Source organism: Rhizobacter sp. (assembly GCA_021153565.1).
Lineage (GTDB): Bacteria > Pseudomonadota > Gammaproteobacteria > Burkholderiales > Burkholderiaceae_C > Albitalea.
This window is the reverse complement of sequence record JAJKJU010000038.1, coordinates 1-15,038: the sequence shown is the minus strand read 5'-3', so window position 1 is coordinate 15,038 and position 15,038 is coordinate 1. Positions and strand designations below refer to the sequence as shown.

The window sequence follows — 15,038 nt, the reverse complement described above, 5'->3', positions numbered from 1 at the left end:
TGCTTCTTAGCGCGTCGCTGTTAACTTGTTGTTATCAGCGAAGAAAGCGATTTTGACATTTTTTCTAAAACCCTGTCAAGTACTCGGCTTTCTTGGTCTTCATTGTTTGCTTGAATCTTTCGATTCATCGGGCTGCGCCTTTTAAACGTTGCCCGCTGCAATCAGCGAAGACCGCGACTATAGCACCCTTTTTTTGAGATCCGCAAGTGCAGTCTCGAAAAAAGTCTCATGTCACTGCCGCAGCTGTCGCTGCGGGAGCGGGTGCATTGCTGAAGCTGCGCTGCAGCTCCAAAGTGGCTGCGGCCGGGTCATCCGACTGAAGGACGTATTCCAGTCGCGACGCCCAGCGCTTGACATCCGTACGAAGGACGCGTTGCTTCACAGAAGATATCTGCGACGGGTGCATCGAGAAACTTCTCAGACCCATCGCAAGCAGTAGTTCGGTGAACGTTGGGTCGCCTGCCATTTCTCCACAGACGCTAACGTTTTTGCCCGCGATGCGCGCCTGCGCGATGCTTTGAGCCACCAGACGCAAGACTGCCGGGTGCCAGGGGTCATAGAGGTGAGCCACCGTTTCGTCTGCACGATCGATGGCCAGGGTGTACTGGATCAAGTCATTGGTGCCGATCGAGACGAAGTCGAACACCTTCAACAGACTCGGCAGGATCAGCACTGCCGCAGGAACCTCAACCATCGCGCCGACTTCGATGTCAGTGAACGGCTTTCCCGCTTCGATCAATTGTTGTTTTGCCCTGGCGAGCGCCTCGAGGGTGGCGTGAGCTTCGCCCACGTGAGCCACCATGGGAATCAGCAAGCGCACCTTGCCGTATGCGCTAGCGCGCAGAACGGCGCGCAATTGTTGGCGGAACATCGCTGGCTCCGACAGGCTCCAGCGGATCGCGCGCAGACCGAGCGCCGGATTCAACGCGTGCTCATGCCTCAATTCGTTGACAGACATCCGCTCCAAGGGCTTGTCGGCTCCGATGTCGACAGTACGAATTGTGACAGCCATGCCGCCCATGGCTTCCACGGCTGAACGGTAAGCTTCGAACTGCTCATCTTCTCCGGGCAGTTCTCCGCCACGGTTCATGAAGAGAAACTCGCTGCGGAAGAGGCCAACCCCGACGGCGCCTGCCTCAAGTGCCGCGGGAGCATCGCCTGGCAATTCGATGTTGGCGAGCAACTCCACCCGTTCGCCGTCCAGCGTGACGGCCGGTGTGTGGCGCAGCCTGGACAGTCGCGCCCGCTCCAGCTCGCTTTGCCGCTGGCGAAAGCGGTACTCCTCTAGCACGATCGGCGACGGATTGACGATCACAATGCCGGCGTCGCCGTCGATGATCAGCCAGTCGTCCTGTCGAATGATGCGGCTTGCCTCGCGCGCTCCCACAACAGCCGGGATGTCCAGGCTGCGGGCGACAATCGCAGTATGGGAGGTCTTGCCCCCAACGTCGGTGATGAACCCGGTAAACACGCTGCGCTTGAACTGCAACATGTCCGCGGGCGCGATATCGTTGGCGACCAGTACAAGCGGGTCCTCGCCGCCGAAGTCGCGAGCGCCGGACACAGGCGGCGACGGGGCAAACGACGATGCAACGCCCCCCTTGGACATCGCCCGCAATAGGCGCTCGACGACTTGTTCCAGGTCGGCCTTTCGCTCGCGCAGGTATTCGTCCTCCATCTCATCAAACTGCCGAGCCAGCACCTCGAGTTGGGCGGACAAGGCCCATTCGGCGTTGTAGTGCCGATCAATGATCCACTGCTTCGTCGCGCCCGTCAGGGCGTCGTCGTGGAGCAGCATCAAGTGCACGTCGAGCAACGCCGGCAGCTCGGCCGGCGCATCAAGGGGCAGATCCCGCTTCAGGTTCGTTAACTCACCGGCGACGGCGTCGCGCGCCGTGCGCAAACGTCCAATTTCGGCTTCGACCTGGGGTTCGTTGATGAAATAGTGGGCAACGTCGACCCGGCTCGATGCCACAAGCACGGCTCGACCGATGGCAACGCCGCGCGAGACGGGCAGCCCGAATAGCTGAAAGCTCATGCACCCATGCTAGCAGCGCATGAAGTGAGACAACACGGGGGTTGTCACGGCCCCCGTATCCGCGATGTCACCTGCTTGTCACCCCCGGTTCATGACCGCGTCATGGTCGGACAGGACCATCCACCACATACAACGGAGAAATGACATGAGGGAATTGCCCCTTCCGACGATGCCGTTTTCGGACCTTCGCGCCCTGCGGCGTCCCGGAGGTAACTTCACGAAAGCTCGCCGCCCACCGATGCCGCCCGCAATGACAAGGCTCGGCTTGAAGTGGTTTGGGCTCGCAACGACGATGATGTTCGGCAAACACAACAACTGAGATATCAGGTCTTTGTCGAAGAGATGGGCGCGCGCACCTGTCAGTGCCGCTGGGCTCGCCACCCCGCGCACCACATAGACACCTCGATCCGTATCGCGAGCACCTGCTGAATCGAACCAAGGGCGCCGATGGCGAACCGGGGCCTGTCGTTGGCACCTACCGGGTGCTGCCGCCGCCTCTGCCCAGCGCGTGGGTAGCCTGTACAGCGAGACGGAATTCGATCTGACCCGCCCGCGCCCTCTTCGCGCCAAGCTGGTCGAGCTGGGGGCACTCTTGCGTAAACCCAGGAGGTGGCGTGATCCTTGCCCTGTGGGGCGCACTCGCCGATTTCATGATCCGCAACGATCTCGACACGATGACCGGTCGCGCGAGCATCGGCATGCGCGACGGTGGCCATATGGCGGCGAGCCTGTGGGATCAGCTTCGAAAGATGCACCTCACCGATCGAGTGGCAGGCGCCCGCGACTGCCGTTGCCCGAGGACGAATTGCAAATCAACCTGGAAGTCGATCCGCCCGCGCTGATCAAGGGGTACCTGCGCTGCGGCCGCAATGTGCTGGGCCCACCAGCCTGGGACCCCGACTTCGACACCGCCGACCTGCCCTTGCTGATGCGCATTGCCGACCTGCCGTCGCGCTATCGCAAGCACTTCCTCGGCGCCTGAAGAGGCTGAGAGTATTTCGATCATGCCCGCTCATCACGCCAAAAGACCCCTGCTCGTCGTTGCAAATGCTCGCCATAGCACGAGCTATTTGCGCCTAGATCCGGCGCCTTTTGACGTGCTGCTCGGACACGCTCGAAATACTCTCAGCCTCTGAGCCGCCCTATTCACCTTCGCCGAACTTGTCGTTGATGAGCTTGACGATTGCATCCATCGCGACGTGCTCGTCTTCCCCCTCGGTCTCGATCTCGATCTCGGAGCCGATTCCGGCTGCCAACATCATGACGCCCATGATGCTCTTGGCATTGACCCGGCGGCCGTTGCGGCTCATGAAGACCTCGCTCTTGAAGCCCGTGGTGAGTTTCGTCAGCTTGGCCGAGGCCCGGGCATGCAGCCCAAGCTTATTGCTGATGATGATGCTGGTCTTGATCATTGGCACCTGGTTTGAAGGCCTGGTTCTGAGGGCGTGAGCTGGCCACCTGCATGACGCCCTGCGTCGCGCCAGCGAGAGCGCGGGCGACGAGCGTGTCCAGCGGCTCATCGGCGTAGCACAGCGAACGCCAGAGCATCGGGACATTCACACCGGCGATCACCTTCACGAGGCTTCCCTCGATGCTGCCGGCCAGTCGCTGGGCAACATTGCACGGAGTTGCGCCGAAAACATCGGTGAAGATGACTGCCTCGGGACTGCGCACCCCTTCCAGCAAGGCTCGCGCCTGGGCCTCGATCTCTTCGAGCGGCATGTCCGGCGACACGTCCAAGGCCTGAAGAACGCTCGAGCATTCAGGGAAGGTGTGCCCGGCAACGGCTTTCAGCGAAGAAGCCAGCGGCGCGTGAGCGATGATCAGAAGTCCCGGCATGGTGATCGATTATCGACAGTTGTGAGCCAGGGTTTCAGCCCACCCGTATCGCAATGCAAACACCGCATTGCAAAAACCACATTCCGGCTTCCCCGTGCGATTCATGACACAAGCCTCAAGCCGGCGACGAAGATGTCTGCCGCCTCGGGGTCCACGGTCGGACCCACGATAGAGGCTTGGTACACCCGCAAGCCTTTCACAAAGAAGACCGCCTGCTCCTGAAGCGCATTTCCGTCCGGACTCCGCCCGGTGAGCACGACCCGACCGGAAAGCGGATTGGGTGTCATCCCGGCCACCGCCGCCTGTGCGACGTCCTTCGCCGTACCACCAATATTTCCCGCCGCCGCGTTTCGCAATTCGGTGATCGCGGCAGTCACCCTGACCGGGTCGACGACGCTGGCATAGGCCACCGCAAAGGTAACGCCGTTGACAACACACGAGGACATGCGCATTTCCACCTTGGCGCCTGCCAACATCACGCTGCGGGCAAAGCGCTCGGGCTTGCAGGGAAACATTGCAAAAAGCTCACTGCCTTCCGGTCGGATTTCGCGCCAGTTGAGCATCGGCGTGCACGCCGCCAAGCCGATCAGGCCTGCAAGCACTCTGCTGATCTTCGAGGAAGTCATGCCCCGATTATGTTGGCTGCGCAACAATCGCCGCATGACTACACCGACCCAGCTCAGCGCCCCACAGTCGCTCTCCGGCCTTCGCGTGCTCGACTTGTCGCGCGTGCTGGCCGGCCCCTGGTGTACCCAGACCCTGGCGGACCTGGGCGCCGACGTGATCAAGGTCGAACGTCCTGGCAGCGGCGACGACACGCGGGGCTGGGGCCCGCCCTTCCTCAAGGATCGTGACGGCCACGACACCGCCGAAGCGGCGTACTACCTTGGCACCAATCGCAACAAGCGATCGATCGTGATCGACATTGCCACGCCGGGGGGCCAGTCCTTGATCCGGGACATGGTCAAGCAGTGCGATGTGTTCATCGAGAACTTCAAGGTCGGTGACATGGCGCGTTATGGCCTTGATGCGACGACCCTGCGTGAACTGAATCCGCGCCTCGTCTATTGCTCGGTGACCGGCTTTGGGCAGACTGGGCCGTACCGAGAGCGCGCAGGCTATGACTACGCGATCCAGGGCATCGGGGGCCTGATGAGCGTGACCGGCGAGCGCGATGACCTCCCCGGAGGTGGGCCGCAGAAAGTTGGCGTGGCCGTCGCCGACTTGTTCACCGGCATGTACGCCACCGTGGCGATCCTCGCAGCTTTGCGGCACCGCGACCTCACTGGCGAGGGGCAGGTCATCGACATGGCGCTGCTGGATACCCAGGTGGCGATGCTCGCCAACCTCGGCGCGAACTTCCTGGCCACAGGCGTCGTGCCCAAGCGCGTGGGCAATGCCCATCAAAACATCGTGCCGTACCAGGTCTTCGAGGTCGCCGACGGCCACATCATTCTTGCCGTGGGCAACGATGTCCAGTTCGCCAAGTTTTGCGAGGTGGCCCGGCGCAGTGACATTGGGCAGGATGCACGCTTCATTCGCAATTCCGACCGGGTGCGTCATCGGGCAACGCTCGTGCCTCTGCTCACAGAAGTGTTGAAGCTGCGCAAGAAGGCGGATTGGCTGGCCGCGCTCGAAGCGGCCAAGGTGCCGTGCGGCGCGATCAACAATCTCGCGGAAGTGTTCGCCGATCCGCATGTGCAGGAACGCGGCATGACACTGGATGTGCAGCATCCCCTCGCCGGTGCAATGCCCCTCGTCGCAAGCCCGATGAAACTGTCCGCCACACCCGTGCAATATCGCAGGCCACCGCCGCTGTTGGGCGAGCATACCGAGGAGCTGCTTTCGGAGTTCGGCCTGAATGCGATGCAACTCGTTGAGTTGCGAGAACTGGGTGCCATTGGTTGAGAAAGCGCTCAAGCGTCAGCGTCAATCTCCTGACTGTGCGCGCGCAGTCCCCCTTGCTCGCCCCCACCCCCCCCCGCGACTCGGTGGAAATCGCTTCACATCCCTGGCTAAATGCCGCGTTGCGACCAACACTGTGACGCTGCGCTTCAAACGCCAGGGCAGCCCGCGCATCGCGCGGGACGACAACAACAGGACGAGTCATGGACATGTCTGATCTCGATCTCGCAGGGGCACCTGCCTCTGCGGCAAGCGCTCACAGCGTCACCGTCTCCGACAGGGACACCGAGCGCTGGCGCGATCTGGTGGGCGGTGTCGGCAGCGAGATCGCGGCGCCGCTCACCGCCGCACTCGAACGCATCAATGCGTTGACCGCCACCGGGCGAATCGACAAAGCCAGCCTGAGCGCCCTGCGCGAGGAAGTCGAAACCGCCCGGCGCGCAGCAATGATCGCGCAGCAGCTCACACGCTACGCGAGCGGACGATTGAGACAGTCGCACGAACAACTGCCGCTGGCGCATACGCTGAACTCGATACTCGCTCAACAGACCCGCGAAACAGCCACACGCGGAATCATCGTAAAACCGAGCCTGAAAACCGTCGATGTAATCGTCGATCCATCACTGCTGTTCAGCCTGCTCAACGCTGTCCTTGAATGGGCGCTGGTGCATGCCCACTCGGACATCGAGTTTGTCATTGACATGAAGGCATGGCCGGCTCATGCCAGACTGGCGTGCCATTTCGCATATCGTCCTGAGGATGATCTGCACGACGGGCCTCTGGCACCGACGACCGACCACGCACTCGACTCGCTGAGCTGGCGCCTGATCGAACAAACCGCATGGGTCATGGGTCTGCCGCACGCTCGCCGCGTCGACACCGGACGTGCCGCCTTGACCATTGAATTCCCGCGCACCGCAACTGAGCAGGTAGAAGGCTTGAGCGCCATCAAGCTCGACACCGGATTCGGTCGGCCGACCAACTCCCGGCCACTGGCGGGCAGCCACGTGCTGGTCGTGGCCTCTCGGCGCGAGATGCGCGTTCGCATCCGCAACGCCATTCGCCACATGGGCTTGGTCGTTGACTTGGTGACATCCATCGAAGAAGCCCGCAACTTCTGTCGCGACAGCCTGCCGCACGCGGTCATTGTGGAGGGCATCCTCCGCGGAGGGCGTCTCAACAACCTGCGCTCGGAACTCATGTCCGAGCTGCCGGACTTCCCCTTCGTCGAAATCGTCGAGGAAGGTGCATCCTTCTCCATGTCCGGCTTCGGCGGCTTGGAAATGGGGCGGGTGGGCCGCGAGGCGATCGAAAGCGCTCTGCCATCGGTGTTGATGTTCGAACTGTCGCGCAGCCTTTGAGGCTGCATGCACCTCGAGTCGAAGATTGCGGACAGGGAAAGCAGCTCCTTCAATCTGGCGGTGATCCATACGACCGCCGCGATACATGTGAGATGAGCCGTCGCCGCAATTTCACTATTTCAACGATCCGAAAACCTTCTTCAGAATGGCACTTCCCGTGCCAATAGGGTCCTGTCGAATCTTGCGCTCCTCCTCACCGATCATGAGGTAGAGGCCGTCGAGCGCGCGCGACGTCACGTACTCCTGCACGTTGGCGTCCTCCTTCTTCAAGAGGCCGAGCGCGAGTGCCTTGGCGGCGACCGCGTTGTATTTGTCAGCCAGCGACACCTTCTGCGTGGCCCGCGTCACGATGGGCAGAAATCTCTCGGTCAATGGCTCGCGCGTCTTGGTGGCAAAAAACCGGGTTGCCGAATCATCACCACCGGTGACGATTTGGCGTGCATCTTCGACGCTCATTTTCTTCACTGCATTCACCAGCAGTGATTTGGCTTCCGGCACCGCAGCCTCCGCGGCACGGTTCATCGCAGTCACCAGCTCGTCGATGCGTCGCTGCTGACCGGTCATCTGGAGAAGCCTCTGCGCATCGTGAAGGAATCCGGGCAACTCAATGCGAACTTTGGGATTGCCCAAGAACCCATCTGTCTTGCCGAGGAGGCCGACCGCAGCGATCGCGCCGCGTTCCAGGGCTGCCCGGACGCCGGCAGCAGCATCTCCTTCGCTCAGACTTTGCAATGACGCCCGAGCCGATGTTCCAAGCATCGCGAACGCCGCTGTCACCGGAACCCCCGACAAAAAGATCCGACGTTGCATGAGATATCCGGGATGAAGACCGTTCGATCGGCTTCGAGCGGTCAGCCTGCTGACGACAACGCGTCCGGCACCCCAGCCGCGTGCGCCTGCTGGTCAGCGTGGTAGCTCGATCGCACCATGGCACCTACCGCGGCATGCGTGAAGCCCATCTTCATGGCCTCGGTCTCGAACATCTTGAAGGTGTCCGGGTGCACGTAGCGGCGCACCGGCAAATGGTGGCCGCTCGGGGCAAGGTACTGCCCGATGGTGAGCATGTCGATGTCGTGCTCGCGCATGTCGCGCATCACCTGCAGGATCTCTTCGTCTGTTTCGCCCAGCCCCACCATGATTCCGCTCTTGGTCGGCACGCCGGGCGCGAATTCCTTGAAGCGCTTGAGCAGGTTCAGCGAAAACGCATAGTCCGAGCCCGGGCGCGCTTCCTTGTACAGGCGCGGCGCCGTTTCGAGGTTGTGATTCATCACATCAGGCGGCGAAGCCTTGAGGATGTCGAGGGCACGGTCCATGCGGCCGCGGAAATCGGGCGTCAGGATTTCGATGCGCGTCTGTGGCGACAGCGCACGGACTTGCCTGATGCACTCCACGAAATGACCCGCACCACCGTCGCGCAGATCGTCGCGGTCAACGCTCGTGATGACCACGTACTGGAGTTTCAATGCCGCGATCGTCTTTGCGAGGTTCATCGGCTCGTCGACATCCAGCGGGTCAGGCCGTCCATGCCCCACGTCGCAGAAGGGGCAGCGGCGGGTGCACTTGTCGCCCATGATCATGAAGGTGGCCGTGCCCTTCCCGAAACATTCACCGATGTTCGGGCAGGACGCCTCTTCGCATACCGTGTGCAGCTTGTGCTCGCGAAGAATCTGCTTGATTTCGTAGAAGCGCGTTGTGGGCGACCCGGCTTTCACCCGGATCCAATCGGGCTTTTTCAGCGTTTCCGCCGCGACCACCTTGATGGGGATGCGCGCCGTCTTGGCTTGCGCCTTCTGTTTGGCGGAGGCGTCGTAGCTGGCGGCGTCTTGCGCCTCGCGGATCACGTTGTCGGTGGACATCGGCTGCTTTCTGCTTGTCGGAGCCGGGCGGGACGCCGACTCAGGGCTGAAGGTGTGAAGCGAGCCTGTTGCCAAGCTGCCCGGCCACCGTGGCCCAATCCGTGTAAACCCGCAGTGTAGCCAAGTCGACGGTCTGAAGCCCTGCGTATCCGCACGGATTGATTCCGCTGAAGGGATTCAAATCCATTGCCACATTGAAGGCTACACCGTGGTAAGTGCAATGCCGGCTCACCTTGATTCCGAGAGCCGCGATCTTGCCCAAGCCATGAAAAGGGTCGGCCGCGCAAACGCCTTGGCGCTCGGCGGGGGGTTTGTCTTCGAAAGGTGCATGACCGCAGGGATCGTCCAGCCGAACGTAAATGCCGGGGGCGCCGGCCACCCGATGCCCCGTCACCTGGAAGCCCTCCAGCGTCTTGATGACGCAGTGCTCCAGCCGGTAGACATATTCCTTGACGTAGATGCCCAGCCGCTTCAGATCGATGAGCGGATAAGCCACGACCTGCCCCGGCCCGTGGTACGTCACCTGGCCGCCCCGATTCGTCTCGACAATCGGGATGCCGTGTGGGTTGAGCACATGGTCGGGCTTGCCGGCGACGCCCTGGGTGTAGACCGGCGGATGTTCGCAAAGCCAGATCTCATCGGGCGTGTCGGCATTGCGCTGCCCAGTGAATTCGCGCATCGCATCGAGGGTGGGCCCATACTCCACGCGGCCCAGAGTGCGAACCAGCGGTGTGATCAGAGCACCACCTTGACCATTGGATGCGTGGACAGCGTGCGGTAGAGCTCGTCGAGCTGTTCCCGGCTTGTCGCTGTCACGGTGATCGTTACACCGAGGTAGTTGTTACCCTTGCTCGGGCGTCGCTCGACGGTCGCCAAGTCGAAGCATGGGTCGAACTGCTGCGCAATTGCCACCACCGCTTCGACGAAGCCGTCGAGGTTCTGGCCCATGACCTTGATCGGGAAGCTCGACGGGTATTCGATCAGCGACTGCTCAGGGGGAATTTCTCTCATGTTCATCGAATGCAGATGGAGGTGCCGCTCAAAAACTCAAACGCACTGCAGTGTCTTGGCGCGCTGATACGCCTCGTATAGCCGGGAGTAGACCGGGCCGGGCTTACCGCGCAAGGCACCATGGCCCACCGGATCGCCGTCCAGCGAGGTCACCGGAAGCACCTCTTTCGTTGCCGAGCTGAGCATCAACTCGTCGGCCGCCAGCACCTCGGCCTCGGACACCGGGCACAGGTTGTACGCGATGCCTTCTTCTTCGCACAATTCCCGGATGAGGTCGTAGCGGATGCCTTCGAGCACGTGTTCACTCTTGGGGGGACCGAGCACCGCGCCTTCATGAACGACCCATACATTGCTCGCCGACGCTTCGGTAAGAAAGCCGTCTCGGAACATGATGGTTTCGTTGGCTCCTCGATCGGCGGAAATCTGCCGCGCCAGCACATTGCCCAGCAGGGAAGTCGATTTGATGTCGCCACGCTCCCAGCGGAAGTCCCTCGCCGTGATGCAGGCAACGCCGTGGTGGCGCTGCTCAGGCGTCGGGGGTTTCATGTGGCTGGCCATCATGAAAACCGTGGGATCGATGTCGGTAGGCATCACGTGATCACGCAAAGCGACCCCTCGCGTGATCTGCAGGTAGACGAGCTGGTCTTCTGTGTTCAGCGCGGCGATCAACCTGCGGCACCGCTCCAGCCACTCCGCCTTGGTGTGCGGACTCTCAACTCGCACCTTGGACAGGCTGTGCGCGAGCCGGGCCATGTGTTCGTCGAAGCGGAAGAGCTTGCGACCGTATGCCGGGATGATTTCATAGACGCCGTCGCCGAAGATGAAACCCCGATCGAGCACCGACACTTTCGCCTGGCTCAGCGGGGCGTACTCGCCGTTCAGATAGCACAGGGTGTCGGGGATGGTTTGCATCGCGCCTCCGTCAGACCTCAAGCGGGCAGATTAAACCTGTTTCGCAAACAGTGGCGGGTGTCCATTGGGACGTGGGGGCGTTTGGGAGCAATCACTTGATCCACAACCTGATCGCATCCCATGCCCGGCCGAAGATGCCCGCCTGCTCGACGCCGTCCAGGACCACGAGCGGCACCTCGGCCACCTTCGCGCCGCCGGCCGTGGTGACCTTGAGAGTGCCGACTCGCTGACCCTTTTGTAGCGGCGCCACCAACGGATCGGTGTGTTCGAGCTTGGTCTGCAGCGAACCGCCCTCGCCGCGCGGCACGGACACGAAGACCGGCCCGGCGGCGCCGAGCCTGGCTTCATTGGACTTGCCCTTCCACACCGGCACTGTCGTCATCGGCTTGTTGCTGTCGAACAGGCGCAAGGCATCGAAAGCCTGGAAACCCCAGTTCAACAGCTTCTGGCTTTCGCTCGCCCGAGCTTCCATCGATGTGGTGTTCAACACAACGCTCAAGAGACGGCGCTTGCCGTTCGGAAAATCGCGCTGAGCGCTGGCGATCATGCAATAGCCCGCAGCTTCGGTGTAGCCGGTCTTCATGCCGTCCACCGCCGGATCGCGGCGCAGCAGCAGATTGCGGTTGGGCTGCGCAATGTTGTTGTACTTGTAGTCCTTGATCGAGTAGTAGCTGTAGAACTCCGGGTGATCGGTGATGATGTGCGTCGCGATCGTCGCGAGTTCGCGTGCCGTACTCTTGTGGCCGGCCTCGGTCAGGCCCGTCACGTTCTTGAAGCTCGTGTTCTTCAGGCCCCAGGCCTGCGCTTGCCGGTTCATCATGCCAACGAAACCCTCGAGCGTGCCGCCGACCGCTTCGGCCAATGCCACAGAGGCGTCGTTGCCGCTTTGGATGATCACGCCATGCAGCAACTCATCAACGGTCGGCGTCATCGTGGTGTCGATGAACATCAGCGATCCGCCGCCCTTGCGCTCTTCCCAGGCTCGCTTGGACACGGAAATCGGCTGCGTGAGCGCAAGGCGCTTTTCCTTGACTGCATTGAAGACGATGTAGGCCGTCATCAGCTTGGTCAGCGATGCAGGATCGGCCGTAGCGTCGGCATTGCGCTCGGCGAGTACCTGGTTGCTTGTCAAATCGACCAGCAGATAGCTCTTCGCCGCCACCTCGGGCGGTTGGGGAGCTTCGGCGGATGCGGTAGCGGCGATCGCCACCATGAGTAGAAAAGCGAAAAGTCGTTTCATCGGGATACCCAAGGCAATTCGAAAAATGACCGGGTCGAAGCGGCACTGCAGCCGCGCTGTCTGAGCCGCTTCGACTCGAAGGGTTTACATCGCAGGATGTTGCAATTGCCCGACGAGAAGATTCTTGAGCTGCGTGATCTGGCCGTGGAAGAAATGCCCCACGCCCGGCATCACGATGACCGGCAAGGCTTGCGGACGGGCCCAGTCGAAGGTGGCAGCGAGCGGCACGACGTCGTCGGCTTCTCCGTGCACAACGATGGTGTCGGCAGGCACGTTTGCCATCTGCTGTTTCTGCGTCGATGGTCCAACCAGGGCCATACGTTCCGGTTTCGCATCCTCGGGCAGGCGGGCGGCAGCCTGTGAGGCGACGTAAGCGCCGAAGGAAAAGCCAGCGAGCATGAATCGCTCTCCGGGTTGTCGATGTGTGGCGATGACGGCAAGCGCGTCGTCGATTTCACCCGCGCCCTCGTCCCAGGCGCCTTGCGACGCGCCCACACCGCGGAAGTTGAATCGCACGGTGCGAAAGCCCACCTGCATGAACGCGCGGGCCAGCGTGATGACGACCTTGTTGTCCATCGTGCCGCCGTGCACGGGATGCGGATGGCAGATGACCGCCACGCCCAGGGGCTCGGACGCCGGCGCATCCAGCGCGCATTCGATGGCGCCGGCCGGGCCTTCGATGATTTGTTTGACGGTCTGCGAATTCATCAGCGACCGACGTTCGGGGGAAGCAGCAACCGCTCGACGATTTCGCCCTTCTTCAGGTGCGAGTCGACGATCTCATCGATGTCGTGCTGATCTACGTACGTGTACCAGACGGCCTCTGGGTAGACGACCGCCACTGGCCCACCCGCGCAGCGATCGAGACAGCCCGCCTTGTTCACACGGATGCCGCCGGGGCCTGCGAGCTTCTCGGCCTTGATGCGCTTCTTGCAATGCTCAAAACCTTCTTGCGCCTGGTGGTTGGCACATGAATCTTCTCCGGCGTCACGCTGATTCAGGCAGAAGAAGATGTGGCGCTCGTAGTAGCTCTTGGTCATCCGGGCATTTTAGGGTTAGCCCGAATCTTTGGAGGTTATGCGGGCCAACAACCATGCCATGACGGCGTATGGCCACAGCAAGCCTATCCATTGCGCTACGCCGTGGAAACGGATGAAGCGGCCTTGCTCCCAGGCTTGAAGGCTTTCGGCGAAGTACGCATCGGCCGGTGCCTGCGCGATAACAGCCACCAGCGCGGCCAGAGCCATCAGGCCGACGCCGGCGGTTGCCCGGCGAGGCGCCCACGCCAGCAACAAAGCCATGGTCAAACCTGCGACAAGCGCCGCCATGGAGGTCGGCGTGCGCCAGGCAAGCGCATGTTGCGGGCCGAAGTTGAGCGTCGTCGACAAGGTAGTGGCGCCGAATCCAACGCCGACCGCACTCAGGGCGAGCAACACACGCCGCCAGCCTGGCCGCGAGATCGTGAACGCCACAAGGCACGGGGCGAGCAGACCGAGGGCAATGGCGATGAACTCGCTCGCAGGCGACAGCTGGCTCACGTCGGTCTCTGCCTGCAGCCACGGGTCGAGCAGCGCCGACAGGCTGCTGTCTTGCAGCCAACCTGCCAGAGCGTCGCGAATGCGCGGCCAGACCTGCCCAAGTCCGAAGGGCACAGGTACAGGAAACAGCAATGCGACCGGCCAGAGAACGAGAAGTGCGATGCCGCCGGCACTCCGGTCGATGAACCATCGCTCCCGAACAATCTGCCAGCGCTGAATGCCGCCCAGGATGGGCACCGCGGCGCCGATCAGGGCGCCGAGCAAGGTACCTGCGATGTTCAACGCGAGGTCGACGTTGGATGACACCCGCATCGGCAGAAAGTTCTGCAGCAGCTCCATCGAGAACGAGAGGAAGCTGCCCGCCGCGGTCGCAAAAAAAATCGCACGGGCCACCGACCAACCCGAACGCACGAGCGCACCGAAGATCAGCGCGCCGAGCGGCAAGTAACCGAGCAAATTGGAGACGAGATCGAAAACCGTCCACCAATGTGGAAAGCGCAGCGACAGGAAACTCCAGATCGACACGCCAGGGACCATCCAGCCGGAAAAGGGGTAGAGGCTCGCGTAGACGATCAGCGCCGCGTACATGCCCGCCAAGGGGACGGCGGAACTGCGGTGCAGGCTCATCGACTGGATGGACTCTGAATCTGGATCAGAAGGGCTTGACCACCACCAGCACGACGATGGCGGTGAAGAGCAGGACAGACACTTCGTTGAAGATGCGGAACCAGCGCTCGCTGCGTTGGTTGGCGAATTGCTCGAACTTGCGCAGAAGCGATCGACAAGCATGGTGGTAACCGATCACGAGCACAACGAAGAACAATTTCGCGTGCAGCCACCCGCTTGCGTTTCGGTAATAGCCCAGCCACAGCCACAGGCCGAGGACAAGCGCGGGAACCATGAGCAGGCTTGAGAAGCGGTAGAGCTTGCGCGCCATCATCAGGAGACGCTCGCGCTCGGCGTGACTGTCGGCCGGCACGGCCGCCAAGTTCACGAAGAGGCGCGGGAGGTAGAAGAGGCCGGCGAACCAGCTTGCGACGAAGACAATGTGAAAGACTTTGATCCAGAGCATCTGGCGGATTATCACCAGCGGGCGCGTCGTGTATGTCTTTCAGGCAAAGGAAGAAAGACTTCCTCATGAAATCGCCCGAATACACGGCCGAATCAGAGACTTGTCCAGCCGACGTGCAAGTATCAACGACGTAAAAAATGCGGCACCGCAATAAGGATTTGGCCGGGAATAAGTTCCCGTTTTGGGGGCGCTGGGCGGGATGCGATGCAAGGCGCTCCGAGCGCCGTGTGGCGAGCCACACAAGTGAGGAGCAACGCCGCAGCGCG

Annotated in this window: 17 protein-coding genes; 3 read left to right on the top strand and 14 right to left on the bottom strand. The window is 61.8% G+C overall.

The genetic code is table 11. The features are described 5' to 3' along the window. Positions 1-226: 226 nt before the first annotated feature. The gene (ptsP, locus tag AC30NL_RS02925; protein WP_489462516.1) at positions 227-2,038 is read right to left on the bottom strand and encodes a phosphoenolpyruvate--protein phosphotransferase; all 1,812 of its coding nucleotides are present in this window, start codon (positions 2,036-2,038) and stop codon (positions 227-229) included. Positions 2,039-2,843: 805 nt separating this feature from the next. Here ptsP and AC30NL_RS02920 point away from each other — a divergent pair. Then, positions 2,844-3,020 carry a hypothetical protein gene (locus tag AC30NL_RS02920; protein ID WP_489462515.1) on the top strand — a complete coding sequence of 59 codons (177 nt, stop codon included), beginning with the start codon at positions 2,844-2,846 and terminating at the stop codon, positions 3,018-3,020. A 160-nt stretch (positions 3,021-3,180) separates the two neighbouring features. Here the strand turns inward: AC30NL_RS02920 and AC30NL_RS02915 are convergent, their stop codons facing one another. The 3 genes from AC30NL_RS02915 to AC30NL_RS02905 all read right to left on the bottom strand — a co-directional run bounded on the left by AC30NL_RS02915 (position 3,181) and on the right by AC30NL_RS02905 (position 4,503). Continuing rightward, on the bottom strand, positions 3,181-3,450 hold the full coding sequence (locus AC30NL_RS02915; protein WP_489462514.1) for an HPr family phosphocarrier protein: 270 nt from the start codon (positions 3,448-3,450) through the stop codon (positions 3,181-3,183). Next, positions 3,419-3,877, bottom strand: a complete 459-nt coding sequence (locus AC30NL_RS02910) for a PTS sugar transporter subunit IIA (RefSeq protein WP_489462513.1) — start codon at positions 3,875-3,877, stop codon at positions 3,419-3,421. The genes AC30NL_RS02915 and AC30NL_RS02910 overlap by 32 nt, the downstream gene beginning before the upstream one ends. A gap of 101 nt (positions 3,878-3,978) precedes the next feature. Further along, positions 3,979-4,503 carry a hypothetical protein gene (locus AC30NL_RS02905; protein WP_489462512.1) on the bottom strand — a complete coding sequence of 175 codons (525 nt, stop codon included), beginning with the start codon at positions 4,501-4,503 and terminating at the stop codon, positions 3,979-3,981. A gap of 34 nt (positions 4,504-4,537) precedes the next feature. Here AC30NL_RS02905 and AC30NL_RS02900 point away from each other — a divergent pair, with 34 nt between their 5' ends. Next, on the top strand, positions 4,538-5,785 hold the full coding sequence (locus AC30NL_RS02900) for a CaiB/BaiF CoA transferase family protein (protein ID WP_489462511.1): 1,248 nt from the start codon (positions 4,538-4,540) through the stop codon (positions 5,783-5,785). A gap of 200 nt (positions 5,786-5,985) precedes the next feature. Beyond that, positions 5,986-7,143 (top strand): hypothetical protein, encoded by a 1,158-nt coding sequence (locus AC30NL_RS02895; RefSeq protein ID WP_489462510.1) that lies wholly within the window; start codon positions 5,986-5,988, stop codon positions 7,141-7,143. A 114-nt stretch (positions 7,144-7,257) separates the two neighbouring features. On the opposite strand, the gene AC30NL_RS02890 is transcribed toward AC30NL_RS02895, so the two are convergent. From AC30NL_RS02890 to AC30NL_RS02845, 10 genes are all read right to left on the bottom strand, one after another. Then, positions 7,258-7,953 (bottom strand): DUF4197 domain-containing protein, encoded by a 696-nt coding sequence (locus AC30NL_RS02890; RefSeq protein WP_489462509.1) that lies wholly within the window; start codon positions 7,951-7,953, stop codon positions 7,258-7,260. Positions 7,954-7,994: 41 nt separating this feature from the next. Beyond that, positions 7,995-8,999: a lipoyl synthase gene (gene lipA, locus AC30NL_RS02885; RefSeq protein ID WP_489462508.1), complete on the bottom strand. Its 1,005-nt coding sequence runs from the start codon at positions 8,997-8,999 to the stop codon at positions 7,995-7,997. 40 nt (positions 9,000-9,039) lie between these two features. Continuing rightward, positions 9,040-9,678, bottom strand: coding sequence for a lipoyl(octanoyl) transferase LipB (gene lipB, locus AC30NL_RS02880; protein ID WP_489462507.1), 639 nt, complete (start codon positions 9,676-9,678; stop codon positions 9,040-9,042). A 56-nt stretch (positions 9,679-9,734) separates the two neighbouring features. Further along, positions 9,735-10,010, bottom strand: a complete 276-nt coding sequence (locus tag AC30NL_RS02875) for a DUF493 family protein (protein ID WP_489462517.1) — start codon at positions 10,008-10,010, stop codon at positions 9,735-9,737. 36 nt (positions 10,011-10,046) lie between these two features. After that, positions 10,047-10,922 (bottom strand): D-amino acid aminotransferase, encoded by an 876-nt coding sequence (locus AC30NL_RS02870; RefSeq protein ID WP_489462506.1) that lies wholly within the window; start codon positions 10,920-10,922, stop codon positions 10,047-10,049. A gap of 91 nt (positions 10,923-11,013) precedes the next feature. Next, positions 11,014-12,162 (bottom strand): D-alanyl-D-alanine carboxypeptidase family protein, encoded by a 1,149-nt coding sequence (locus AC30NL_RS02865; protein WP_489462505.1) that lies wholly within the window; start codon positions 12,160-12,162, stop codon positions 11,014-11,016. Between the two features lie 84 nt (positions 12,163-12,246). Further along, entirely contained in the window at positions 12,247-12,870 is a 624-nt protein-coding gene (locus AC30NL_RS02860) for an alpha/beta hydrolase (protein ID WP_489462504.1), read from the bottom strand. Further along, positions 12,870-13,202, bottom strand: a complete 333-nt coding sequence (locus tag AC30NL_RS02855) for a (2Fe-2S) ferredoxin domain-containing protein (protein ID WP_489462503.1) — start codon at positions 13,200-13,202, stop codon at positions 12,870-12,872. The genes AC30NL_RS02860 and AC30NL_RS02855 overlap by 1 nt, the downstream gene beginning before the upstream one ends. A 15-nt stretch (positions 13,203-13,217) precedes the next feature. Further along, positions 13,218-14,327, bottom strand: coding sequence for a VanZ family protein (locus tag AC30NL_RS02850; RefSeq protein WP_489462502.1), 1,110 nt, complete (start codon positions 14,325-14,327; stop codon positions 13,218-13,220). A gap of 25 nt (positions 14,328-14,352) precedes the next feature. Next, entirely contained in the window at positions 14,353-14,772 is a 420-nt protein-coding gene (locus AC30NL_RS02845; protein WP_489462501.1) for a CopD family protein, read from the bottom strand. Positions 14,773-15,038 lie beyond the last annotated feature (266 nt).